Origin of the sequence: Streptomyces sp. GS7, assembly GCF_009834125.1 — a bacterium.
In the GTDB taxonomy this organism is placed as follows: domain Bacteria; phylum Actinomycetota; class Actinomycetes; order Streptomycetales; family Streptomycetaceae; genus Streptomyces.
Genome location: NZ_CP047146.1, coordinates 7,999,323 through 8,022,938 on the forward strand (window position 1 = coordinate 7,999,323; position 23,616 = coordinate 8,022,938).

General features: G+C 71.6%; 20 protein-coding genes and 1 pseudogene. 8 read left to right on the forward strand and 13 right to left on the reverse strand.

All coding sequences use genetic code 11. The annotated features are described in order from the left end of the window. Positions 1-2 precede the first annotated feature (2 nt). Positions 3-1,049: a LysR substrate-binding domain-containing protein gene (locus tag GR130_RS34720; RefSeq protein ID WP_443043717.1), complete on the reverse strand. Its 1,047-nt coding sequence runs from the start codon at positions 1,047-1,049 to the stop codon at positions 3-5. A gap of 36 nt (positions 1,050-1,085) precedes the next feature. Here GR130_RS34720 and GR130_RS34725 point away from each other — a divergent pair, with 36 nt between their 5' ends. The 5 genes from GR130_RS34725 to GR130_RS34745 all read left to right on the forward strand — a co-directional run bounded on the left by GR130_RS34725 (position 1,086) and on the right by GR130_RS34745 (position 5,914). Continuing rightward, positions 1,086-2,405: an MFS transporter gene (locus tag GR130_RS34725; protein ID WP_159508375.1), complete on the forward strand. Its 1,320-nt coding sequence runs from the start codon at positions 1,086-1,088 to the stop codon at positions 2,403-2,405. Between the two features lie 244 nt (positions 2,406-2,649). Next, positions 2,650-3,291 (forward strand): HAD family hydrolase, encoded by a 642-nt coding sequence (locus GR130_RS34730; RefSeq protein WP_159508376.1) that lies wholly within the window; start codon positions 2,650-2,652, stop codon positions 3,289-3,291. A gap of 105 nt (positions 3,292-3,396) precedes the next feature. Next, positions 3,397-4,587: a helix-turn-helix domain-containing protein gene (locus GR130_RS34735; protein WP_159508377.1), complete on the forward strand. Its 1,191-nt coding sequence runs from the start codon at positions 3,397-3,399 to the stop codon at positions 4,585-4,587. 80 nt (positions 4,588-4,667) lie between these two features. After that, on the forward strand, positions 4,668-5,063 hold the full coding sequence (locus tag GR130_RS34740; RefSeq protein WP_159508378.1) for a DUF6415 family natural product biosynthesis protein: 396 nt from the start codon (positions 4,668-4,670) through the stop codon (positions 5,061-5,063). Positions 5,064-5,605: 542 nt separating this feature from the next. Next, positions 5,606-5,914: a hypothetical protein gene (locus GR130_RS34745; RefSeq protein WP_236573797.1), complete on the forward strand. Its 309-nt coding sequence runs from the start codon at positions 5,606-5,608 to the stop codon at positions 5,912-5,914. 121 nt (positions 5,915-6,035) lie between these two features. Here GR130_RS34745 and GR130_RS34750 read toward each other — a convergent pair. The 12 genes and pseudogenes from GR130_RS34750 to GR130_RS34805 all read right to left on the reverse strand — a co-directional run. Continuing rightward, positions 6,036-6,278 (reverse strand): annotated as a pseudogene (locus GR130_RS34750) (Uma2 family endonuclease); the annotation flags it as partial. Between the two features lie 54 nt (positions 6,279-6,332). Next, a complete protein-coding gene (locus tag GR130_RS34755; RefSeq protein ID WP_159508380.1) occupies positions 6,333-7,610 on the reverse strand; it encodes a thymidine phosphorylase in 1,278 nt (425 codons plus the stop codon). Positions 7,611-7,710: 100 nt separating this feature from the next. Then, positions 7,711-8,106: a cytidine deaminase gene (locus tag GR130_RS34760; RefSeq protein ID WP_159508381.1), complete on the reverse strand. Its 396-nt coding sequence runs from the start codon at positions 8,104-8,106 to the stop codon at positions 7,711-7,713. 73 nt (positions 8,107-8,179) lie between these two features. After that, on the reverse strand, positions 8,180-9,472 hold the full coding sequence (locus tag GR130_RS34765; protein ID WP_159508382.1) for an ABC transporter permease: 1,293 nt from the start codon (positions 9,470-9,472) through the stop codon (positions 8,180-8,182). Further along, positions 9,469-10,575, reverse strand: a complete 1,107-nt coding sequence (locus tag GR130_RS34770; protein ID WP_159508383.1) for an ABC transporter permease — start codon at positions 10,573-10,575, stop codon at positions 9,469-9,471. Before GR130_RS34770 ends, GR130_RS34765 begins: the two co-directional genes overlap by 4 nt. Continuing rightward, positions 10,572-12,200: an ABC transporter ATP-binding protein gene (locus tag GR130_RS34775; protein ID WP_236574060.1), complete on the reverse strand. Its 1,629-nt coding sequence runs from the start codon at positions 12,198-12,200 to the stop codon at positions 10,572-10,574. Before GR130_RS34775 ends, GR130_RS34770 begins: the two co-directional genes overlap by 4 nt. A gap of 180 nt (positions 12,201-12,380) precedes the next feature. Next, complete coding sequence (locus GR130_RS34780) at positions 12,381-13,418, reverse strand: BMP family lipoprotein (protein ID WP_159508384.1); 1,038 nt, start codon at positions 13,416-13,418, stop codon at positions 12,381-12,383. A gap of 265 nt (positions 13,419-13,683) precedes the next feature. Next, positions 13,684-14,895 (reverse strand): amidohydrolase, encoded by a 1,212-nt coding sequence (locus GR130_RS34785; protein ID WP_159510409.1) that lies wholly within the window; start codon positions 14,893-14,895, stop codon positions 13,684-13,686. 139 nt (positions 14,896-15,034) lie between these two features. Continuing rightward, a complete protein-coding gene (locus tag GR130_RS34790; RefSeq protein ID WP_159508385.1) occupies positions 15,035-16,117 on the reverse strand; it encodes a hypothetical protein in 1,083 nt (360 codons plus the stop codon). A 168-nt stretch (positions 16,118-16,285) separates the two neighbouring features. Beyond that, a complete protein-coding gene (locus GR130_RS34795; RefSeq protein ID WP_159508386.1) occupies positions 16,286-17,227 on the reverse strand; it encodes an N-acetylneuraminate synthase family protein in 942 nt (313 codons plus the stop codon). An 85-nt stretch (positions 17,228-17,312) separates the two neighbouring features. After that, complete coding sequence (locus GR130_RS34800) at positions 17,313-18,515, reverse strand: acylneuraminate cytidylyltransferase (protein WP_159508387.1); 1,203 nt, start codon at positions 18,513-18,515, stop codon at positions 17,313-17,315. Positions 18,516-18,550: 35 nt separating this feature from the next. After that, positions 18,551-19,915, reverse strand: a complete 1,365-nt coding sequence (locus GR130_RS34805; protein WP_159508388.1) for a DUF6716 putative glycosyltransferase — start codon at positions 19,913-19,915, stop codon at positions 18,551-18,553. A gap of 188 nt (positions 19,916-20,103) precedes the next feature. Here GR130_RS34805 and GR130_RS34810 point away from each other — a divergent pair, with 188 nt between their 5' ends. The 3 genes from GR130_RS34810 to GR130_RS34820 are packed head-to-tail and all read left to right on the forward strand — an operon-like array spanning position 20,104 to position 23,608. Continuing rightward, the gene (locus tag GR130_RS34810) at positions 20,104-21,084 is read left to right on the forward strand and encodes a glycosyltransferase family 2 protein (RefSeq protein ID WP_159508389.1); all 981 of its coding nucleotides are present in this window, start codon (positions 20,104-20,106) and stop codon (positions 21,082-21,084) included. Continuing rightward, entirely contained in the window at positions 21,084-22,451 is a 1,368-nt protein-coding gene (locus GR130_RS34815) for an alpha-2,8-polysialyltransferase family protein (protein WP_159508390.1), read from the forward strand. Before GR130_RS34810 ends, GR130_RS34815 begins: the two co-directional genes overlap by 1 nt. Further along, complete coding sequence (locus GR130_RS34820; protein WP_159508391.1) at positions 22,448-23,608, forward strand: acyltransferase family protein; 1,161 nt, start codon at positions 22,448-22,450, stop codon at positions 23,606-23,608. The genes GR130_RS34815 and GR130_RS34820 overlap by 4 nt, the downstream gene beginning before the upstream one ends. Positions 23,609-23,616: the final 8 nt, after the last annotated feature.

The window sequence follows — 23,616 nt, forward strand, 5'->3', positions numbered from 1 at the left end:
CCTCAGCGGGGCAGCAGCCGTCCCCGCCGGCTCAGCAGGAACTTCTTGAACGCGGCCACCGGCGGAGCATCCGGATGGCCGTCCAGCCACGCCACGCCGATCTCCCGGACGGCGCGCGGGGCGGTCACGGTCAGTTCGGCGACGCCGGGCCGGGGCACCGCGGGCGGCGGCAGCAGGGCCACGCCCAGGCCGGCCGCGACCAGGCCGCGCAAGGTCTCGGCCTCCTCGCCCTCGAACGCGATGCGCGGGGTGAACCCGGCCTCGGCGCACAGCGCGTCGGTGATCCGGCGCAGGCCGTAGCCCGGTTCGAGGGTGACGAAGAGTTCGCCGGCGGCCTCCGCGAGCCGGATGCGCTTGCGGGCGGCCAGCGGGTGGTCGTCCGGGACGACGAGGCGGAGCTTCTGCTCGTCGAGCCGGCGGGCGACCAGGTCCGGGTAGTCGGGGACCGGGGAGGTCAGGCAGAGGTCGAGGTCGCCGGCCCGCAGCCGTTCGATCATCGCCTCGCCGTAGTTCTGGACGAGCTGGAAGCGGACCCCCGGGTGGTCGGCGCGGAAGCTGCGGATCAGGCCGGGGACGGTCTCCGGGCCGAGCGTGTGCAGAAAGCCGAAGGCGACCTTCCCGGCGGCCGGGTCGGCGTCGGCGCGGACGGAGTCGGTGGCCCGCTCCAGGTCGGTGAGGGCGCGCTCGGCGGCGGCGAGGAAGCCGCGGCCGGCCGGGGTGAGGGAGAGGGTGCGGCCGTGCCGGGCGAAGAGCGCGACGCCGAGGTCGCTCTCCAGCCGGACGATGGCGCGGCTGAGGGTGGGCTGTGGCATGCCGAGTTCGTGTGCGGCGCGGGTGACGTGCTCGTGCCGGGCGACGGCGGCGAACTGGGCGAGCCGCGGGGCGAGCGCCAGCGCCCAGGAGCCCGGGCCCAGCTCGGCGGGCTCCGGGCCCTCGGGCGGAGCGCCGCGCAGGCGCTCCGGAGTGTGTTTTGTGTTGCGAGCTTGCAACAGAGGCGGTTGTGAGCTGCGGTCATGTGGCACGGCATCGATTATGGCGTTTCCATGCATTGGACGCATGAAGTAGGGGGGGCCTACGTTCGACGTATGCCTCCCGCTGATACCGGGGCGTCCGTCACCGACCGTGCGGCCGCCTCTCCCCAGTCGTCCACCGACACCTCCTCCATCGCCGCCGCCCCCGACCCCGAGTCGGACAAGCTGCGGCCGGGCGGCCCCGGCTACCGCCGGATGAGCCTCGCCCTCTTCGCCGCCGGAGTGGCCACCTTCGCCCTCCTCTACTCCACCCAGGCGCTGCTGCCCGCCATCTCCGGCGACCTCAACGTCTCCCCCGACCAGGCCAGTTGGACCGTCTCGGCGGCCACCTTCGGTCTGGCGCTGGGCGTGATCCCGCTGAGCGCGGTCTCCGAGCGCTTCGGCCGCCGCACGCTGATGACGGCCTCGCTCTCCGTCGCCGCACTGATCGCGCTGCTGGTCCCGTTCGCGCCGACCCTCGGCGTACTGATCGCGCTGCGCGCCGTGCAGGGCGTCGCGCTGGCCGGGCTGCCCGCGTCGGCGATGGCGTTCCTGGCGGAGGAGGTACGCGCCAAGGCGCTGGTCGGGGCGATCGGCCTGTTCGTGGCCGGCAACAGCATCGGCGGGATGTCCGGGCGGATCCTGACCGGCTGGGTCGCGCAGGCGTGGGGCTGGCGGGCCGCGCTCGGCGCGGTGGGCGCACTGGCCGTGGTGTGCGCGGTGGCGTTCCGGCTGCTGGTGCCCAAGGCCCGCCACTTCGCGGCGCGTTCGGTCGGCCCGCGGACGCTGGCCCGCACGCTGGGCGGCCACCTCTCCGACCCGCTGCTGCGCCGCCTCTACGGCATCGGCGCCCTGTTCATGACCGTCTTCGGCGCGGTCTACACGGTGATCGGCTACCGCCTGGTCGCCGCGCCGTTCAACCTGCCGCAGGGCATCGTCGGCTCGATCTTCATCGTCTACCTGGTCGGTACGGTCTCCTCGGCCGCGGCCGGCACGCTGGTCGGCCGGATGGGCCGCCGCGGCGCCCTCTACCTGGCCGTCGGCACCACCTCCACCGGTCTGCTGCTCACCCTGGCCGCCTCGGTCGCCGCGGTGCTCGCGGGCCTGGTGCTGATCACCGCCGGCTTCTTCGCGGGCCACGCGGTCGCCTCGTCCTCGGTCAGCCGCACCGCGAAGACCGCCCGCGCACAGGCGTCCGCGCTCTACCAGTGCGCGTACTACATCGGCAGCAGCCTGGGCGGCGCCCTCGGCGCGGTCGCCTTCCGCGCCGCCGGCTGGCAGGGCACCGTCCTGCTCGGCCTGGCCGCGATGGCCGGCGCGGCGTCGATCACCCTCTACGCCACGCGCAAGGCGGTGGCCGAGCGGCGGCTGCTGAGCCTGGCGAGGGCCGCGTAACCGCCCGCCCGATACGGCCCTCCGGGGCCGCGCGAGCCGAAGGGCCCGTTCCGCCACCTGTCCTGGTGGGGCGGGCTCTTCGTCTTCTTCGCGCTCTTCGTCGCTCGGCCCGCCACCGCACGCACGGCGCTCACGGTCACACACCGCGCGCTGCGATGACCGGCCACACACGTGAACGTCAAGGCGTCGCGGAGCGGGCCAGGGCGCCTCTGTCGACCGTAGCGGGCCACCGTAGGCTGCCCGCATGATCCGTGCTGTCGCGTTCGATGTCGGCGAAACCCTGATCAGAGACGACCGCGGATGGGGCGCGTGGGCCGACTGGCTCGGCGTCGGCCGGCACACGCTGTCCGCCTTGGTCGGCGCGGTGGTGGCACAGGGACGGGACAACGCCGAGGCGCTTCGGCTCGTCCGGCCGGGTATCGACGTCGAGGCGGAGCGGGCAGCGATGGAGCGGGCCGGCCTGGGCGAGTTCCTGGATGAGACCGATCTGTACCCCGACGTCCGGTCGTCCCTGGCCGCGCTCCGCGATTCCGGAATGCGCGTGGTGGTGGCAGGCAACCAGACCCGGCGGGCCGGTGATCTCCTGCGCGCCCTCGACCTGCCGGTGGACGCCGTGGCCGTGTCCGGGGAATGGGGAGTGGCCAAGCCGGACCCGGACTTCTTCGCCCGCACCGTGGAACTGGCCGGGGTCGAAGCGGGCGAGGTGCTGTACGTCGGCGATCACCCGCAGAACGACATGGTTCCGGCGCGCGCTGCCGGCCTGCGCACAGCACACCTGCGCCGGGGGCCATGGGGGCACCTGTGGGCGGAAGACGCGAAAGCCTCGGCCGCGGACTGGCGGGTCGGCAGCCTCGCCGAGTTGGTGGACGTGCTCGTGCCCCGGTGAGTCAACTCGACGGCTCCGCCTGCCGGGTACGGGCAGGGCTGTTTGCGGAACCGGTGCGTGACTGCGCGGGTACGGTTCGGAGCGGCCGTACCGAACGGAGCGAGCATGCCCAGCATCGTGTACAGCGGGGTAGGCCCCCGCATCGCCTATGAACGCCGTATCGCCGGCCTCACCCAAGCCGAACTGGCCCGCGCCGCCGGCATCGCCCTCGGCACTCTGCGGAAGATCGAACGGGGCGAACGCGGGGTCTCCGACTGCTTACTTGATGCCGTGGCGATGGCTCTCGGCCACGATCCCGCCCGGCTGCTTCCGAACCGGGAACGTCCCGATGACCGCGTGCACCAAGCCATACCGTCCCTGTCCGCGGTGCTCGCGACGTACGAGGACCCGGAAGACGGACCGTGCCGCGAACCGGCAGCTCTCCATGGGGCTGTCGCCTCAATGGTCACGCACCGTCTCAGCGCACAGTACGTCCGGATCTCCCGCGCCGCTCCAGCTCTTCTCACCGAACTGTGTCGCGCGCTCCGGACCGCGCCACCACACCACCGCCCCGCGGTGGCCAGACTCCTGGTGGACGCTTGCCGGGCCGCGGACGCCGTGGCGTTCAAGTACGGGGCGACGGACCTCTCCGCGCGGCTGATCGATCTCATGCGGTGGGCCGCACGCCATGCTGATGACCCCCTTGTGGACGCGACAGTGGCGTATGTGCGAACGGAGACGTTCTTCGCCTCCAAGGCGCACGCGGCCGGATTTCGTGCGCTCGCGGGAGCCTTGGAGGGACTTCCCCGGGACACGAGGCCGTCCGCTCTCGCGGCGCGCGGCGCGTTGCACATGCGCGCCGCGGTGATCGCCGGGCGAGCGGGCGAGGGGGACGCGGCAGAGACCCACCTCGACGAGGCACGTGCCCTCGGCGATCGGGTACCGGAGGGTGTCTACGGCGGAACGGCCTTCGGCCCGAACAGCGTCCGCATCCACGAGGTATCCGTGGCCGTCAGCCTCGGCGGCGCCCGTCTCGAACGGGCGCTGGAACTGGCGCGCGTCTGGAAGCCGCCACAGGACGTGCCGGCCGAGCGGCGCAGCAGCTTCTACATCGAACTGGGCCGCGCACAGCTCTGGTCCGGGCGGCCGGACGCGGCGTTCGAGTCGTTGCAGGTGGCGCGCCGGATCGCTCCCCAGCACGCCAGGGAACACCGATGGGTGCGTGAGGACGCGGCTACCTTGCGCCGCCTCAAGCGCGCGGATGCGGAGAGACTGTCGAACTTCGCCGCATGGTGCCACGCGGGCGAGTGCGTCTGACGGGTACCCCTCGCAGGGGTACTTGCGCCTCCTTCCCGGGGCCAGCCTCTTCCTGAGCCCAACGGCACAGGGAGATGACCATGACCACAACGACAGCTCCATCCGCAGCCCCCGAGTCGGGTGGCGTGCGCACCTCCCCCGGCGAGTGGCCCATCGTTGCCGACACCATCAGTAGGACGATTCGCCGGGCTCTCTGCCTGGGCTCGGGGCGTCCCGAGCTCGGGGAACTGGCCGAGGTGGCGGAGGACTTGCGGGGGCATGTCGAACTGCTACTCGTCGAGGCCCGGGAGAGGGCCGGCTGCCAGTCGCCGACGGGCTGCGAGGTGCACCACATAACGGCCCGGTTCGACGGCATCGAGCAGCAGACGCGGCGGGGCCTCGGAGACGGCGCGTTGTCCGCCCACGTCCATGTGCATCAACTCGCCCGGGATTGCCAGTGGCTACTCGCCCACTACACGGCAAGGGAGGGCTGGTGAGGAGCGGGCGCACGTCGGTGGCGCCGCCCAGGACCGCGGCGCCGATCACGCCCCCGCAACACCGGCCCCCGGACGCGCCGCGGCGCGAGCCCTGACGTCCGGGGAGCACATGAAGCCCCCGTCCCAGCCGGCGATTCCTTGGCCGGACATCCGGCCGGGACGGGTCCGGGCCTCCTCAGGAGGCCCCTGCCAGTGCACACCGACGCGGGGACGGACCCCGCGTCGCTCACGCACCAGGAGGTGCAGCATGCGATATCGGTTCGATCCGGTCAAGGCCGGCGCAGGCGACGAGGACGACGGCCAGGGCGGCAACCCCAGCGGCGGTTGCGGCGACGGTGACGGGTGCGGGCGCCAGTAACGCGGTAAGCGCTCCGCGCCAGTGAGACAGGGCGGCTCCTCGTTGAGGGGCCGCCTCCTATCTGGAGGACTCCTTGAACGTTCACCACCACGGATACACCTGGGCAGGATCAGGGTCGGAGTACGGCACCGACTCTCTGCGACGCTCTGGTGATCCCCAGTTCGCATCAGCATCAGTGGTCCCGTTGGAACCAGCCAACTGGCTGCTCAAACATGCCTCGTTCGTGAAGGAGACGTTCCACGATGCCGGCGAAGCAGCCACCTGGTTCGGGAAGCAGATCGTCGACTACGCCGACCGGTTCGACGGATTCCACACGAAGGACCCCGGGACCATTCGGGCCCAGGTCAACAGCGCACGGGAGACGGTGGACCAGGGACGCGATGTCGTCGGAGGCTGGTGGATCAACGGGGGCACCACCTTCTACGCCGTGCATCTGATCGCCTGCCCGAACTTCTTCAGGCCGGAGCATCTGTGCCCGAAGCGGATGCGTTGACTGCCAACTCCCGGACCAGCACGGGAGGCTCCGCCTCACACCGGACCGCCGGGCCGCGCGAGCCGAAGGGCCCGTCCCGCCACTTGTCCTGGCGGGACGGGCACTTCGTCGTGAGAGAGTCTCAGCCGGTAGGGAAGAGCGCGGTGTCGACCGTGACATCGAACGGCGTCGGCAGGTGCAGCTTGTCGCCGTACTTCACGGTTTCCAGCACGCGATACAGACCACCCGCCGGCTGCCCGTACAGCGTCGCGGTGGGCCTGCCGGAGTGCCAGGGGTCCAGCAACAGGTAGAGAGGAACCCCTGCGTCAGCGTAACCGTGGAGCTTCTCGACCCGGTCGTGATTCGCATTGGACCGGGAGGTGATACGGGACCGGCGCCGGTCCACCGATCCCGTTCACCCGAATGGGAAAACCGCAGGTCAGCCGATCCGCTCCAGCACCACCGGCGAGGCCGTGAAGCCCGCGTCCGACGGCCCGATCTCCACCCCGCCGTCCAGCGCCGCGAGGGCGTAGTCGAACTTCTCCGGGGTGTCGGTGTGGAGGGTGAGGAGCGGCTGGCCCGCCGTCACCGCGTCTCCCGGCTTGGCGTGCAGCTCGATGCCCGCGCCGGCCTGCACCGGGTCCTCCTTGCGGGCCCGGCCGGCGCCCAGGCGCCAGGCGGCGAGGCCGACCGCGTACGCGTCGAGGGTCTGGAGCACACCGGTGGAGGGGGCGGTCACGATGTGGGTCTCGCGGGCGACCGGGAGGGCCGCGTCCGGGTCGCCGCCCTGGGCGATGATCATGCGGCGCCAGTGGTCCATGGCGGAGCCGTCGGCCAGGGCCTTGGCGGGGTCGGCGTCCGGCAGGCCGGCCGCGGTGAGCATCTCGCGGGCGAGCGCCAGGGTGAGGTCGACGACGTCCTGCGGGCCGCCGCCGGCCAGCACCTCGACGGACTCGCGCACTTCGAGGGCGTTGCCGGCGGTGAGGCCGAGCGGGGTGGCCATGTCGGTGAGCAGGGCGACCGTCTTCACGCCGTGGTCGGCGCCCAACCCGACCATGGTGGAGGCGAGTTCACGGGCGTCGTCGATGTTCTTCATGAACGCGCCGGAGCCGACCTTGACGTCCAGGACCAGCGAGCCGGTGCCCTCGGCGATCTTCTTGGACATGATCGAGGAGGCGATGAGCGGGATGGACTCGACGGTGCCGGTGACGTCGCGGAGGGCGTAGAGCTTCTTGTCGGCGGGGGCGAGGCCGTCGCCGGCGGCGCAGATGACCGAGCCGACGTCGCGGAGGACGGCCAGCATCTCGTCGTTGCTCAGCTGCGCGCGCCAGCCGGGGATCGACTCCAGCTTGTCGAGGGTGCCGCCGGTGTGGCCCAGGCCGCGGCCGGAGAGCTGCGGTACGGCGGCGCCGCAGGCGGCGACGAGCGGGGCGAGCGGGAGGGTGATCTTGTCGCCGACGCCGCCGGTGGAGTGCTTGTCGGCGGTGGGGCGGGGCAGGGACGAGAAGTCCATCCGCTCACCGGAGGCGATCATCGCGGCGGTCCAGCGGGCGATCTCCGTACGGTTCATACCGTTGAGGAAGATGGCCATCGCCAGGGACGACATCTGCTCGTGGGCGACCTCGCCACGGGTGTAGGCGTCGATCACCCAGTCGATCTGATCGGGGGTCAGCTCTCCGCGGTCGCGCTTGGTACGGATGACGCTGATGACGTCCATGGGGCTTCCTTTCGAACGGGTAGCTCCCGTTCTACACGCATAGAGCCGGCGGCGGCCAGAAAGGGCGGGCGCAACGGCGCCGGGGGGATACCAGGGGTGGCTAGCGGGCCAGGTGGCCGGGGCCGAACGCGTCGGGGAGCAGTTCGGCCAGCGGGCGGATGCCGAGCGCGGTGTCGACCAGCAGCTCCGGGCCGCCGTGCTCGTAGAGCAGCTGGCGGCAGCGCCCGCACGGGACCAGCGGCTCGCCGGCGCCGTCGACGCAGGTGAAGGCAACCAGGCGTCCGCCGCCGCCGGCGAACAGCGCGGAGATCAGACCGCACTCGGCGCACAGCCCGAGGCCGTACGAGGCGTTCTCGACGTTGCAGCCGGTGACCGTGCGGCCGTCGTCCACGAGGGCGGCGGCACCGACGGGATAGCCGGAATACGGGGCGTAGGCCCGGGACATGGCGTCCCGGGCCTGCGTCCGCAGTGACTCCCAGTCGGGAGATGCGCTCATGCCGATACCTCGCTTCGCGAGGCCTCGCACTCGCTCGGCGCGCACCTCTCAACTGCTCGCTCGCTGCGCTCGCTCACTTGCCCTGACCTCGTCTGTAGATCTTGCCGATGGCCTTCGGTACCCGCAGTCGCTGCGCGGCCAACGAGAGCACCAGCAGCGTAGCGATGTAGGGCGCGACGCCGACGATCTCCAGCGGGACCGTTTTGGTGGTGGCGTACCAGACGCCGAGCAGCGCTGCGGCGGCCAGGCTGATCACGGCCTGGATCCGCTGCCCGCCGCGCAGCTTCCACAGCGCCAGGCCGACCAGCAGGACGGCGAGCAGAAGCAGCAGCGCGTGGACGGTGGGGCCGCCGCCGCGCAGCTGGAGCGCGTCCATGAAGCCGAACAGGCCGGCGCCCATGGCGACGCCGCCCGGCCGCCAGTTGCCGAAGATCATGGTGGCGAGGCCGATATAGCCGCGGCCACCGGTCTGGCCGTCCTGGTAGATGTGCACGTAGATCGCGAGGAACGCGCCGCCGAGGCCGGCCAGCGCGCCGGAGACGGTCACCGCCGCGTACTTGTAGCGGTAGACGTTGACGCCCAGCGACTCGGCCGCGATCGGTCCCTCGCCGCAGGAGCGCAGCCGCAGGCCGAAGGCGGAACGCCACAGGACGAAGAAGCTGAGCACGAAGAGGCCGACGGTCAGCAGGGTCAGCCAGGAGACGTTGGTGACCAGGGAACCGAGGATGCCGGCGACGTCGGATACCAGGAACCAGTGGTGGTGCTCGACGGACTGGAGCCAGCCGGAGAGGCCCGGGACGGTGAACGTCGGCATGTCGGGCATCGGTGGCGACTGCTTGTCGTTGCCGCCGGCGGCCGCCGCCGCGCTGCCGTCCGCGCCGAACATCAGCTTGGCGAGGAACTGGGTCAGGCCGAGCGCCATGATGTTGATGGCGACGCCGGAGATGATGTGGTCGACGCCGAAGGTGACGGTGACGACCGCGTGCAGCAGTCCGCCGAGCGCGCCGCCGACGATGCCGGCCAGCGCCGCGGCCCAGGGGCCGTGCTGCCAGCCGACCGCGCCCGCGGAGAAGGTGCCGAGCATCATCATGCCTTCGAGGCCGATGTTGATGACGCCGGAGCGCTCGGCCCACAGGCCGCCGAGACCGGCCAGGCCGATCGGCACCGCGGCGTTGAGCGCGGCGGTGTACTGGCCGGACTCGGTCAGGTTGGTGGCGCCGGTGACGACCCGCAGCAGGGACAGCAGGACCAGGGCGCCCGCGATGATCAGCAGGACCTGGGGGTAGCTGAGCCTGGCCCGGGGGGCCTTGGGCTTGGGCTGGTGGGTGGGGCTCTGGTCGACCGGAGCCGTGAGGTTCGTGCTCATGCGGACACCTCCGCCTTCTCGGTCTTACGGGCCTGGGCGGCGAGTTCCGCGCCGACCTGCCGCTGCTGGAGTCTGAGGCCGTATCGCCGCACGAGTTCGTAGGCGATGACGACACAGAGCACGATGACGCCCTGCATCACGCCGACGATCTCCTGCTGGTAGTTCTCGAATTCGAGCTGGGTGCCGGTGCGTTCGAGGAAGCCCCACAGCAGCGCCGCGGCGGCCATCCCGACCGGGTGGTTGCGGCCCAGCAGCGCGATGGCGATGCCGGTGAAGCCGATGCCGATGGGGAAGTCGGTGCCGTAGTTGTACGAGGTTCCGAGCAGTGTCGGCATGCCGATCAGGCCCGCCGCGGCGCCGGACAGCAGCATGGAGGTGACGATCATCCGCTTGACGCTGACGCCGCCGGCCTCGGCCGCGGACTCGGACTGGCCGACCGTACGGAGGTCGAAGCCGAAGCGGGTGCGGTTGAGCACGAACCAGTACGCACAGCCGACGACGACGGCGACGACGACGAAGCCGTCGATCGGGGCGGGCGTGGTGGGGATGGTGAAGAAGTGGCTGGAGGCCGGGAGGTTCGGCGTGTGGAAGAGGTTGCCGTCCTTGACCGCGAGCCGGCCGTCCTGGAGGAAGTAGCCGATGACGGCTGCCGCGATGGCGTTCAGCATGATCGTGGTGATCACCTCGCTGACCCCGCGGGTGGTCTTCAGCAGACCCGCGATGCCCGCCCAGACCGAGCCGACCAGCATCGCGACGAGGATGATCAACGGGATCTGGAGGAAGCCGGGGAGCGTCAGCGCACCGCCGACCACCGCGGCGAAGAACGCCGCGATGCGGTACTGGCCGTCGACGCCGATGTTGAAGAGGTTCATCCGGAAGCCGATGGCGACGGCCAGCGCGGACAGGTAGTACGGGACCGCCTTGTTGATGATCCAGACCTGGCTGTCGCTCTTGGAGCCGAAGTCGGCCATCACCAGGTAGGCGTGGATCGGGTCCTTGCCGGTGGCCAGGATGATCACCGAGGTGATGGCCAGTGCGGCGACGATGGCCAGAACCGGCGCGGCGATGCCCAGGATCAGCTTGTTCTTGTCGGGCTTCTTCACTCGGACTCTCCCTCCTGGGACGGGCGCGACTCCGGATCGGCGGCGGTGCCGTCGTCGGAATCGGCGAGATGGCCGCTGGCGGCACCGGTCATGGCCGAGCCCAGCTCCTCCGGGGTGATGGTGGCGGGGTCCGCGTCCGCGACGAGCCGGCCGCGGTACATCACCCGCAGGCCGTCGGACAGGCCGATCAGCTCGTCCAGGTCGGCCGAGATCAGCAGCACGGCGAGACCTTGGTGGCGGGCGGTGCGGATCTGGTCCCAGATCTGCGCCTGGGCGCCGACGTCCACGCCCCGGGTGGGGTGCGCGGCGATCAGCAGCTTGGGGTGGTGGCTCATCTCCCGGCCGACGATCAGCTTCTGCTGGTTGCCGCCGGAGAGCGAGGCCGCGGTGACCTCGATGCCGGGAGTGCGGACGTCGTACTCGGCGACTATTCGCTCGGTGTCGGCACGGGCGGCCTTCAGGTCGAGCAGCCTGCCCTTGGCATTGGGCTTCTCGGTGACATGGCCCAGGATGCGGTTCTCCCACAGGGGAGCCTCCAGCAGCAGGCCGTGCCGGTGGCGGTCCTCGGGGATGTAGCCGATGCCGTCCTCGCGCCGGGTGCGGGTGGGCAGACGGCTGATGTCGACGCCGTCCAGCGTGATGGTGCCGCCGTCGGGGTCGCGCATGCCCATGATGGCCTCGACCAGTTCGGCCTGGCCGTTGCCCTCCACACCCGCGATGCCCAGGACCTCGCCCTTGTGAATGGTCAGCGACACGTCGTCCAGGACGGTGCGCGCCACCCCCTCCGCGTCGGCGGTGCTCAGCCGCAGCCCTTCGACCTTCAGCATCTCCACGTCCGTGACGGTGGACTCGCCGGTCTGCGGCGAGGGCAGTTCGCTGCCGACCATCAGCTCGGCGAGCTGCTTGGGAGTGGTGTCGCCGGGGACGACGGAGGCGACGGTGGTGCCGCGCCGGATGACCGTGATGTCGTCGGCGACCGAGAGCACCTCGCCCAGCTTGTGCGAGATGAAGATGACGGTCAGGCCCTCGGCCTTGAGCTCACGCAGGTTGTCGAAGAGCGCGTCGACCTCCTGCGGGACCAGGACCGCGGTCGGCTCGTCGAGGATGAGGGTACGGGCACCGCGGTAGAGGACCTTGAGGATCTCCACGCGCTGGCGGTCGGCGACGCCGAGGTCCTCGACGAGGACGTCGGGACGGACCCCGAGGCCGTAGCGGTCGGAGATCTTGATGATCTCGGCGCGGGCCCTGGCACCGATGCCGTGCAGCTTCTCACCGCCGAGAACGATGTTCTCCAGAACGGTGAGGTTGTCGGCGAGCATGAAGTGCTGGTGCACCATGCCGATGTTGCGGGCGATGGCGTCGGCCGGGCTGTGGAAGCTGACCTTTTCGCCGTCGATGCTGATCGTGCCCTCGTCCGGCTTCTGCATGCCGTAGAGGATCTTCATCAGCGTGGACTTGCCCGCGCCGTTCTCGCCGACCAGCGCGTGCACGGTGGCGCGGTGGATGGTGATGTCGATGTCGTGGTTGGCGACGACTCCCGGGAACCGCTTGGTGATCCCGCGGAGTTCCACCGCCGGTGCCGCGGCGGGGGCGCTGTCTGCCTGGGGGCTGCTGGACGCTTTGATGGCGCACTCTCCTCGGGGGACAGGGAGTGGTACGAAGGAGCGGGGAGGTGAAGATATCGCGCCAACTCCGCGCTACGCGCGTAGTGTTGGCGCCGAAAAAAGCCGAATGAGCCGCCGGGTCACTCCGGCGACGAGCCCGGCGCGACGGCCTGATGGCCGCCGCGCCGAGCTGGAGAGACCTTACTGCTTGGCGGGGGTCTCGCTGACCTTCACCTGACCCGAGGCGATCTTCTTCTTCGCCTCGTCGATCTTGGCCTGGATGTCGTCGATGAAGCCGCCCGAGGTGGAAAGCTTCACGCCGTCGTCCTTGAGGGTGTAGCTCTTGTTCCCGGTCAGCGGCTTCTTGTCGTGCACGCTCTTGATCAGGTCGTACACCGCCACGTCGACGTTCTTCATCACCGAGGTGAGGATCGAGTTCTTGTACTGGGCCAGGCCCGGCTGCAGGTACTGGTCGGAGTCGACGCCGATCGCCCAGGTGCCCTTCTTGCCGGCGACCGTCTCGATCGAGCCGTTGCCGGACTGGCCGGCCGCGGTGTAGATGACGTCGATACCGGCGTCGAGCATGCCCGTGGCCTTGCCCTTCGCGGCGGCCGGGTCGTTGAAGCCCTTGTCGTCGTTGGCGTAGAGGTACTCGGAGGTGACCTTCGTCTTGGGGTCGGTGTCCCGCACGCCCTGCTCGAAGCCGGCCTGGAACTTCTGGATCAGCGCGTTGTTCACACCGCCGATGAATCCGACCTGGTGGGTCTTGCTCTTGAGCGCGGCGGCGACACCGGCGAGGTAGGAGCCCTCCTGCTCGGCGAAGACCATGCCGTAGACGTTCTGGGCCTGGGAGGGGGAGTCGACGATGCCGAAGGTGGTCTTCGGGTACTGCTTGGCGACCTTGTTGACGGCGTTGCCGTAGTTGAAGCCGACCCCGATGACGGGGTTGTAGCCCGCCTCGGCCAGCGAGGACAGCCGCTGCTCACGGTCCGCCTCGGTCTCGCCGTTCTTGGCGGTCATCAGCTTGGACTTCTCGCCGAAGTCCTTCTGGGCCTTGTCCACGCCACGAGCCGCCGCCTCGTTGAACGAGTGGTCGTCCCGACCGCCGACGTCGAAGGCGAGCCCGACGCCCTTGTCCTGGCCACCGGACTCGGTGGACGACGCGCCGCAAGCGCTGAGCGAGAGCGTGAGGGCCGCGGTGGCTATGCCCGCGGCAACGATCTTGGATACCCGGTGCACGAGGGCCCCTTTGTCTCGTAGCGCCTCCCTCGGCGCTGGCTGACGGGAGATTAACGCGCGTAGACCGGGCGCAAAACCCTCCAATGCGTGGCTGTTATCGATTCGTCTCTCAGGGCACGGAACGGAAACAAGAGCGGGCGGCCGACAGGTGACGGCCGCCCGGATACACGGAACGCCACGATCCGATCACCCTCGGCGCTTCCCCGCCGCCGTCGCGCAGTGCGACCGGGTGCGGACCGGCGGTGATCGGGTCCTGGAGCCCGCCCTACCGGTCCCCGTCCAGGAGAGCCGCCGCGGTGAACAGCTCGACGCCGACCGCGATGGCGCGTTCGTCGATGTCGAAGTCGCCGCGGTGGAGGTCGAGGCGGCTCAACTCGCCGGGCGGGCGGACGCCGAGGCGGGCCATGGCGCCGGGGACGTGTTCCAGGTACCAGGAGAAGTCCTCGCCGCCGAGGGACTGTTCGGTGTCCTCGACGGCGTCGGCGCCGCGGCGGGCGGCCATGGCGTCGTGCAGGAGCTGGGCGCTGGCCGGCTCGTTGACGACCGGGGGGACGCCGCGGACGTAGTTGATCTGGGACTTGGCGCCGTGCAGCGTCGCGACCTCGTCGATCGCGGCGTGCACGAGGTCGGGGGCCCGGCGCCAGGTGTCCAGGTCCAGGCAGCGGACGGTGCCGGAGAGTTCGGCGTGCTGCGGGATGACGTTGCAGGCGTGGCCGGACTCCAGGCGGCCCCAGGTGACGGAGAGGCCGGCGCGGGCGTCGACCCGGCGGCCGATGAGGGCCGGTACGTCGAGGGCCACCCGGGACGCGGCGGTGACCATGTCCGTCGTCAGGTGCGGGCGGGCGGTGTGGCCGCCGGGGCCGTCGAGTGCGACCTCCAGGCGGTCGCAGGCGGAGGTGATCGCTCCCGTACGGAGCCCGATCCGGCCGGCGTCGACGCGCGGGTCGCAGTGGACGGCGAGGATCCGGCCGACGCCTTCCAGGACGTCGGACTCGATGGCGTCGGCGGCGCCGCCGGGGAGGACCTCCTCGGCGGGCTGGAAGATCAGGCGCACGGGGCGGGGCAGCCGGCCGGACCGGGCCAGGTCGGCGAGGATCAGGCCCGCGCCGAGGACGACGGTGGTGTGCACGTCGTGGCCGCAGGCGTGCGCCCGGCCGGGGATCGTCGAGGCGTAGCCGACGGTCTTGGTGTCGGGGATGGGGAGGGCGTCGATGTCCGCGCGCAGCGCGAGCAGGTCGCCGGCGCCGGTGTCCGTACCGATGTCACAGATGAGGCCGGTGCCGGTGGCGAGGATCCGAGGGTGCAGCCCGGCCCGCTCCAGGCGGTCCTTGATCGCCGCGGTGGTCCGGAACTCCTGGTTGCCGAGCTCCGGGTGCCGGTGCAAGTCCCGGCGGAACGCGATGAGTTCGGGGGCCAGTGCCTCGGGGAGGGTGCCGGCGAGGTCGGGGGCGTGAGGGCGGTCGGCATCGCGGGACATCAGTTGGTTCACCCGTTGAAGGGTACGGGGCCGAACGGGGCAACTGTCCCTCGATCAACAAAAGTTCAGCCCCTTAGGGGAAGAAAATTTAGGCCGCTCGGTGCATGGACGGTTTATGGGACGGGTATGAAGTAGCGCTTTACGGCGCCGCATCGCCTTGGGTGGGCGGCAGTCGCCGCACGTCGCGGGCGGTGCCGGTGACGTCGTCGAGGAAACCCTGGGCGCGCGGCGAGGCGTTGGCGGTGAGCCAGGCCGGGTCGATGTCGCAGACCGCGACCTGGACGCCGGTGCCCTGGAGGGCCAGCGGCAGCGTGTGGACGACGGTGGACGGGAAGCTGAGGATCAGGCGGCCGATGGGGCCGCGGCGGGCGATGAGTTCGAGGGGGAGGTCGGGGCGCACCACCTCCAGGCCGGTCTCGGTGGCCAGCCGGCGGAGTTTGCCGGGGCGTTCGCGGCGGTGGGCGAAGTAGCGGGTGGCGCCGTGCGTCCGGGCGAGGGCGGCGACCGCCTCCAGGTAGCGGTCGGCGTCGACGACGCCGGTCTCCACCAGCGAGGTGCCGACGATGTCGGCGGTGCGGGTGGGGCGCGGCGGGCCGAAGCGCCCGCGCGTCCAGGCGAACTCGTTGGCCCGGACCTGTACGCCCGTTGGCACCTCGACGGGCATCGAGCTGAAGAGGGCGACGGTGCGGCGGCGCCGGGCGTCCTCGGGCCCCGGGGTGAGCCGGCGGCGGGCGGTGGCGGCGAACGGGGCGAACAGCAGATCGCGCGGGCGGCGTCCGCTGCCCTGCCGGTGCCAGCGCACCAGCCGTTCGCCGCGGGCGAGTTGGGAGATGAACTCCATGGTGGCGGTGCCGTCGTCGACCACCACCACATCGCGGGCCCGGGCGAGGCCGAGGAGGAGCTGGACGTAGCGGGAGAACGGGTCGCCGATGACGATGCGGCGGGCACGGCGCAGCCGCGGGGTCAGGCCGCCGACGGTGCGCAGCGGGGCGGTCGGGCCGCCGCGGGCCTCCTCCCAGCGGACGGTGTGGCCCTCGTCGCGGGCGAGTTCGGCCATCCGGCGCAGCTGGCCGCGGGTCATCGGGTCGTGCGGGGCGAGCACGACGACGGTGAGCGCGCCGGCCCGGTCGGCGTGGGCCCATTCAAGGACGTTCAGCAGCTGCACCGGGCTCTCGACGAAGGCGAGGGTGGCGGTGTCGCCGGCGGTGTCCGAAGCGGGCATGGGGGGCGTGTCTCCCGAGGGCACGGATCTCTTTCGCTGCCGGGGTACCCCGAGGAGACGGCGGGCGGGAGTCCCCGCCGTCTCCTGGGGCGGGACCGGCGCGCCGGCTGCGGGCGGCTCGGCGCGGGTCCCTTCGGGTGAGCTCACGTCGGAACTCCTGTCGGTCCGTCAGACGGCCGCCGGGGTACGGTCGGCGGCCTCGTCGGCCTCCGCCTCGGCGACCACGCCGGCGACCCGGCGCAGCTTCTTCATCGGGCCCAGCTCGCTCTCGTAGACCTTCTTGACGCCGTCGCCGAGGGACTCCTCGATGGTGCGGATGTCGCGGACCAGGCGGGTCAGGCCCTGCGGCTCGACGGAGGCGGCCTGGTCGGAGCCCCACATGGCGCGGTCGAGGGTGATGTGCCGCTCGATGAAGGTGGCGCCGAGGGCGACCGCGGCGAGGGTGGTCTGCAGGCCGGTCTCGTGGCCGCTGTAGCCGATCGGGACGTTGGGGTACTCGGCCTGGAGGGTGTGGATCATGCGGAGGTTGAGCTCTTCGGCCTTGGCCGGGTAGGTGCTGGTGGCGTGGCAGAGCAGGATGTTGTCGCTGCCCAGGACCTCGACGGCGTGCCGGATCTGCCGGGGGGTCGACATGCCGGTCGACAGGATGACGGTGCGGCCGGTGGCGCGCATGGCGCGCAGCAGCTCGTCGTCGGTGAGCGAGGCGGAGGCGACCTTGTAGCAGGGGACGTCGAACTTCTCCAGGAAGGCGACGGACTCGACGTCCCAGGGGGAGGCGAACCAGGCGATGCCGCGCTTCTTGCAGTACTCGTCGATGGCGCGGTAGCCGTCCTCGTCGAACTCCACGCGGTGGCGGTAGTCGATGTAGGTCATCCGGCCCCAGGGGGTGTCGCGTTCGATGTCCCACTGGTCGCGCGGGGTGCAGATCTCCGGGGTCCGCTTCTGGAACTTGACCGCGTCGCAGCCGGCGTCGGCGGCGGCGTCGATCAGCGCGAACGCGTTCTCCAGGTCGCCGTTGTGGTTGATGCCGATCTCGCCGGTGACGTAGACGGGGCGGCCGGGGCCGGCCAGGCGGTCACCGAGGGCGCGGAGACGGGAGTTGCTGCTCATGGGAGGTTCCTCTGCTCTGGTACGGGGGTGGTGTCGGGGGTGGGATACGGGGTGGCGGTCGTGGCGGGCGGACGCTGTAACGGAGTTACAGAGAGGGGCCGAGGAGCCAGCCGGCGATCTCGCGGATGGCGCCGCTGCCGCCCGGCGTCGCGGTGACCGCGCGGGCCGCGCCGCGCACCGCGTCGTGCGCCGAGGCGACCGCGACCGGCCAGCCGACGAGGTCGAAGCACGGCAGGTCGTTGACGTCGTTGCCGACGTAGAGCACCCGCTCGGGCTGCACACCGGCCTCCTCGCACCACTGCTTGAGGGCGAGGTCCTTGCGGTCGATGCCGTGCAGGACGGGCACCTTGAGCTTGCGGGCGCGGGCGGCGACCACCGGGTTCTGCTCGGTGGAGAGAATCAGCAGGTGCAGTTCCGCCCTGCGCAGCGCGGCGATCCCGAGGCCGTCCCCGCGGTGCACGGCCACGGTCTCCCGTCCGTCGACGTCGATCAGCACCCGGTCGTCGGTCTGGGTGCCGTCGAAGTCGAGGACGACGGCGTCGATGTCGTCCCTCGTCGGCAGCGCGCCGGGCCGTGGGGCGTCCAGCAGCGGGGCGAGCGCGCGGGCGCGGGCCAGGTCGTGCGGATCGTCGATCTCCAGCACCCGGGCGGGGTCGGTGCGCACCAGCTCCGTACGGCCGAAGAAGCGGTGGCCGGCGGCGCGGAAGCCGGCCGCGTCCATGGCGTAGGCGGCGCCGGTCTCCAGCAGGTCCTGCGGGCGGTCCTGACGGCGCGGGCGGAAGGACTTGTCGTGGTTGACGCCGAAGCCGCCCGTGGCTTCGGGGGCGGCGGGGTCATCGGGGTCGGCGTCCCGCCAGACGAAGCCGTGGAAGGGGGCCACGGTCAGTGCGCTGTCCGCGCCGCCCTCGACGACCGCGGCGGCCACCGCGTCGATGTCCTCGCGGACCAGGAACGGGCTGGTGCACTGGACGAGCAGCACCGCGTCGACCGGCCGGCCGTGCTCGTCCTCGTAGGCGTCCATGGCGTGCCGTACCGCGGCCTCGCTGGTGGCGGTGTCGCCGGCGATCTCGCCGGGGCGGCGTATGACGATGGCGCCGGCGCCGCGCGCGGCCGCCGCGATCCCGGCGTCGTCGGTGGAGACGACCACGTCGGTGACCAGCCGGGCGGCCCGGCACTCGCGCACCGCGCGGGCCACCAGGGGCACTCCCCCGACGGCGGCGAGGTTCTTGGCCGGTACGCCCTTGGAGCCGCCGCGGGCGGGGATGACGGCCACCACGGTGGGGTGCATTGCGAACTCCTTCGTCGGGCGGGAGCGGGGGACGGTCACAGCTGCCCCCAGCGGCGGATGGCGGGCGCGACGCGCTGGACCCCGTGCCGGTAGGCGCCGCGGGCGGCCTCGCGGACCGTGTCGCGGGCGAACCGCCGTAGCCCGCCGGCCTCTTGGGGCGCCTCGGTGTAGCCGGTGAGCGGCGCGCCCTGCGGGTCGAGGCCGTAGCGGGCGAGGATGCCGGGGAGGTAGCCGGGGGCGGTGCGGGGTGTGTAGTACGGGGTGATCGGCGGCAGCCGGTCGGCGGTGCGCAGCTCGCCGACCCGGTCGCGGGCCGCGTCGAAGGCGTGCTCGTACGCGTCGTGCGGGGCGGCGCCGGGGGCGCCGGACGCGGCCACTCCCTGGCGGGCCAGCCACGCGGGGTCGGGCTCCGGGCGGCGGCCGGCGTCGAGCTCGTCCCAGGAGACGAGGCAGCCGGAGCCGAGGAAGTGGTGGTTGCCGAGCGCCTCGCGGATGCCGAGGTCGGTGAGGACCGCGGTGGGGATGCCGCGGTGCAGCGACTCCAGGGCGGCGGTGGAGCTGACCGTGACCATCAGGTCGGTGCGGTCCAGGACCTCGCCCATGTTCCCGTACACCAGGCGGCAGTTGGCGGGCAGACCGCCGGGGATCCTGCCGGCGAGCTTCTGGTAGGGCAGTTCCTCGATGTGCGTGGTGTGCTCGCCGGGTCTGCTGCGCAGCTTGACCAGGACCTCGCGGCCGGGGTTCCGGCGGGCGTGCTCAACCGCCCTGCGCAGCAGGTACGTTCGGTCGGCACGGTTCTCCGGGACGGAGGGCTGGGCGGCGAACACCACGGTGTACGGGGTGTGTTCGCCGCCGTAGGGCGCGCCGCCGAGGAACGGCAGTGCGCACTCCACGACGCTGCCGGTGGCGGCTCCCACCCCGTGGTAGACCTCGCGGAACCGCTCCGCGTCGTGGCGGGAGTTGGCGAGCACCACGTCCGCGCCGTGCCGCAGCAGCAGGCCGTCGGCGAGCTTCTCGTAGACCACGCCGACGTAGCCGGTGACGACGACCGGGCGGCGTTCGGCGCCCCGCCAGGCGCGGGCGAGACCGTGCAGCATCGCCTGCACCGCACCGCCCACGCAGGCCAGCACCACTACGTCGCAGCGGTCCGGTCCGGTGCCGCGGGCGGCGCGCTCCATCGTGTCCAGGAAGTCGATTCCCCTGATTTCCCGCAGCGCGTCCGCGCGGGCACCGACCTCGTCGAGCTGGCGGACCGTGGGGGTGGCGCGGCCGCGGAGCAGATAGCCGTCGAGCCGGCTGCCCGGTTGGAGGCGGTACGCTGTCAAAGCGCCCCATTTCCACCGGGTGTCCGAGTCGGCGAGCACCGCGACCCGCGGCGGGGAATCGGTACGTGATGGCACGTCGAAGACGCTAGGAAGGCCCGGGGCTCCGCGGGCCAACTGGGAAGCAACAAAGGGTAAACAGCGCACCGACGGATTCCGAACCCGCCCGATTATCGACCCGGTTAACCGTCCCGCCATTCTTCGTTCACCGTGAAGTACGCAGTGCGTCAAGACGAATGCCGGGCGCCGGACCTAACGTCACGCGGGTGGTTAAGCTCTCCGTCATCGTGCCGTTCTACAACGTGCAGACATACGCGCCCGACACCCTGAAAAGCCTGGCGGCGAACTCGCGCGAGGACTTCGAATTCCTGCTCGTCGACGATTGTTCACGCGACGAGACCCCGCAGATCCTCGCGTGCGCCGAGCGCGACCTGCCGGGCGCCCGGGTGCTGCGGCACGAGAAGAACGGCGGCCTGGCCACCGCCCGCAACACGGGCCTCGACGCGGCCCGCGGCGAGTACGTCACCTTCCTCGACGGCGACGACTGGCTGGCTCCCGGATACCTCCCCGAACTCCTCGGCGTGATCGAGGAGTTGGGGTGCGACTTCGTGCGCACCGACCATGTCCAGTGCACCGCCAAGGCCCGTACCGTGCACCGCGTCCCGCACGGCCGGCGCGGCGTGGTGCTGGACCCGCGGGCGGCGATCCTGCCCGCGGACCGCTCCACCTCGGTCGACTACGCCTACGCCTGGGCCGGTGTCTACCACCGCCGGCTGCTGGACGACGGAGTACTGCATTTCCGCGACGGACTGCGCACCGCGGAGGACCGCCCGTGGATCTGGCGGCTGCACCGCGAGGCGCGGTCCATGGCGGTGACCGGTCTGCTCGGGGTCTTCTACCGGCGCGGCGTGGCGTCGTCACTGACCCAGATCGGAGACGTACGGCAATTGGACTTCATCCGCGCGTTCGACCAGGTGATCGAGGAAACCGCACAGGATCGCGATGCGCATCTCCTGCTGCCCAAAGCGGTGCGCACCTATTGCGCGATCATTTCCCACCACCTCGGCTCGATCGAACGATTCGAGCCGCCGGTGGCCCGTAAATTGCGCGCGATGAGCGCGGCGGCCATGAAACGCATGCCGCAGGACGTACTGAAGGAAGCCCTGGATTCGATGGACGTACAGCGCGCGTCCCGGCTGCGTCGGCTGCGCCGCCGCCCCTCCCCCACGGCGGAGGTCGCCGCCTGATGCCGAACCGGCCCTGTACCCAGATCTTCCTGGCGTCGACGCTCTACGGCGCGGCGACGCTGGCCGCCGCGCTGGACGCGGACCGCTTCCCCGCGGCCGACCGCCGACTGCTGCTGCTCAGCAACAACGCCACGACCCCGGAGACCACCGCCTCGCTGGACACCATGCCGGGCTTCGCGCGGCTGCGCGGCCGGTTCGACCGGGTGCTGTCCTGGAACGAGACGATCCGCCCGTTCCACCCCGGCGGCTGGTCGCCGCGCGCGGACGATGTCCCCCTGTGGGAGCGGTACTTGAGGATGCTGTGGGACCTGGGCGACGACCGGATCGAACTGGTCGTGGAGTCCATCCAGGTCAGCCCTGCCCTCGCGCTGGCCCAGCTCTTCCCGGAGGCGTCGGTCGACGTCTACGCGGACGGCCTGATGAGCTACGGCCCCACCCGCAACAAGCTCGATCCGCTCGTCGGCACCCGCATCACCCGGCTGCTGCACCTGGACCTCGTCCCGGGGCTGAAGCCGCTGCTGCTCACCGAGTTCGGCGTCGAGCCGGAGACCGTGCCGACCGGGGCCTTCACCAAGGTGCTGGCCGAACTCGCCGAGGACGCCGACGAGTCGGCCGACCTCGACGGCCTGCCGGAAGGCGCCGCGCTGCTCCTGGGCCAGTACCTCTCGGCGCTGTCCATCCTCACTCCCCAAGAGGAGGAGGAGCTGCATGTGCGGATGGTGCGCGGCGCCGTCGAGCGCGGCCACCGCGAGATCGTCTTCAAACCGCATCCGTCCGCACCGGCCCGCTGGTCGCGGCTGCTGGAGCGGGAGGCGGAGCGGCTGGAGATCTCCCTGACGGTGCTGGACCGCCCGGTCCTGGCCGAGGTGCTCTACCAGCGGATGCGGCCCGCACTGGTCGTCGGCTGCTTCTCCACCGCACTGCTGACCGCCTCCGCGTTCTACGGCCTGCCGGTCGCGCGCACCGGGACCGGGCTGCTGCTGGAGCGGCTGACGCCGTATCAGAACAGCAACCGGGTGCCGGTGACGATCGTGGACGCGCTGGTGCCCGGCCTCGACGACCGGAGCGCGTCGCCGCGTCCGGCGGGCACCCCGGAGGACATCTCCGGCCTGGTCACCGCCGTCGGCTACGCGATGCAGCACCAGATCTACCCGCAGCTGCGCCCGGCCGCCGAGCGCTATCTCGCGGCCCATCTCGACCCGTACACCCGGCGCTACTTCAAGCGCCGCCGGCTCACCGCGCTGGCGCTGCCCGGCGCGCTCCCCTCCCAGCTGTCGTTCATCCCGCGCAACGCCACCGTCCGCCGGGTGGCGCGCCGGGCACGGGCCGTACAGCGCCGACTGAAGAAGCGGGCCGCGTTCGGATGACCACCACCACACAACCGACCGGCACCCGCCCCGCGGCGCCGCACTCCACCGCCGCCACCGCACCCGACGCCGCGCCACGCGACCGCGGCAAAGAGGGCGGTGCCGCCCGGCTGCGCGCACTGGACGGACTGCGGCTGATCGCCGCCCTGATGGTCGCCGGGTACCACTACGGGGGCCGCAGCGGCGACATATCCCGCGCCTGGGGCGGCTCGCCGGCCCATCAGTTCCCTTATGTCTCGGGGCTGTTCGCGTACGGCTGCCTGGGCGTGCAGATCTTCTTCGTGATCAGCGGCTTCGTGATCTGCCTGAGCGGCTGGGGGCGGACCCTGCGCTCCTTCGTCGCCTCCCGGATCTCCCGTCTCTACCCGGCGTACTGGGCCGCGGTCCTGCTGGTCACCGCCGTCTTCGCGCTCCCGTGGGTGGTCTACAAGGCGCTGTCGCCCAGCGAGGTGCTGACGAACCTGACCATGCTCCAGTACCCGCTGGGGGTGCACCGCGTCCTCGGGGTGTGCTGGACGCTCTGGGCCGAGATGCGGTTCTACGCGCTCTTCGCGCTGTGCGTGGTGCTGCCCGGCGCCACCCGCGGCCGGGTGGTCCTCTTCTGCGCGGGCTGGACCCTCGCCGCGGCGCTGGCCCAGTCGGCCCACGAGCCGTTCCTCAACGTCGTACTGATGCCGCAGTACGCCCCGTTCTTCATCGGCGGGGTCGGCCTCTACCTGCTGCACCGCTACGGCCCGCGGGACCCGGTCGCCTGGACGATCGTGCTGGTCAGCTGGCTGATCGGGCAGCACTACGCGGTCGCCGGCCTCTGGCACCCGGCGTCGGTGCACGCCTTCTCCTACCGCTCGGCCGTCGGCATCGTCGCCGTCGTCACCGCGGGCTTCGCGCTGGTCGCGGCCATAGCGCTGGGCAAGCTGCACTGGGCGAACTGGCGCTGGCTGACCGTCGCCGGGGCGCTGACCTACCCCTTCTACCTCGTCCACGAGCATCTGGGCTGGGTCGTGATCCACGCCCTGCACCACGGCGCCGGACTGCCGTCCTACGCCACCCTGCTGCTGACCGTCGGGCTGATGCTGGTGCTGGCGTGGGTGATGCACCGGTGGGTGGAACGGCCGCTGACGCCGCGGCTGCGGCGGGCGATCGACCCCCGCCGCTAGCGCCGCCG

Excerpts from the sequence above, each read along its gene's own strand:
- GR130_RS34760 (WP_159508381.1), bottom strand. The coding sequence starts at position 8,106 with ATGAGCGCATCTCCCGACTGGGAGTCACTGCGGACGCAGGCCCGGGAC.
- GR130_RS34755 (WP_159508380.1), bottom strand. The coding sequence starts at position 7,610 with ATGGACGTCATCAGCGTCATCCGTACCAAGCGCGACCGCGGAGAGCTG.
- GR130_RS34785 (WP_159510409.1), bottom strand. The coding sequence starts at position 14,895 with ATGTCCCGCGATGCCGACCGCCCTCACGCCCCCGACCTCGCCGGCACC.
- GR130_RS34800 (WP_159508387.1), bottom strand. The coding sequence starts at position 18,515 with ATGCACCCCACCGTGGTGGCCGTCATCCCCGCCCGCGGCGGCTCCAAG.
- GR130_RS34795 (WP_159508386.1), bottom strand. The coding sequence starts at position 17,227 with ATGAGCAGCAACTCCCGTCTCCGCGCCCTCGGTGACCGCCTGGCCGGC.
- GR130_RS34790 (WP_159508385.1), bottom strand. The coding sequence starts at position 16,117 with ATGCCCGCTTCGGACACCGCCGGCGACACCGCCACCCTCGCCTTCGTC.
- GR130_RS34720 (WP_443043717.1), bottom strand. The coding sequence starts at position 1,049 with ATGCATGGAAACGCCATAATCGATGCCGTGCCACATGACCGCAGCTCA.
- GR130_RS34735 (WP_159508377.1), top strand. The coding sequence starts at position 3,397 with ATGCCCAGCATCGTGTACAGCGGGGTAGGCCCCCGCATCGCCTATGAA.
- GR130_RS34765 (WP_159508382.1), bottom strand. The coding sequence starts at position 9,472 with ATGAGCACGAACCTCACGGCTCCGGTCGACCAGAGCCCCACCCACCAG.
- GR130_RS34820 (WP_159508391.1), top strand. The coding sequence starts at position 22,448 with ATGACCACCACCACACAACCGACCGGCACCCGCCCCGCGGCGCCGCAC.
- GR130_RS34740 (WP_159508378.1), top strand. The coding sequence starts at position 4,668 with ATGACCACAACGACAGCTCCATCCGCAGCCCCCGAGTCGGGTGGCGTG.
- GR130_RS34725 (WP_159508375.1), top strand. The coding sequence starts at position 1,086 with ATGCCTCCCGCTGATACCGGGGCGTCCGTCACCGACCGTGCGGCCGCC.
- GR130_RS34730 (WP_159508376.1), top strand. The coding sequence starts at position 2,650 with ATGATCCGTGCTGTCGCGTTCGATGTCGGCGAAACCCTGATCAGAGAC.
- GR130_RS34815 (WP_159508390.1), top strand. The coding sequence starts at position 21,084 with ATGCCGAACCGGCCCTGTACCCAGATCTTCCTGGCGTCGACGCTCTAC.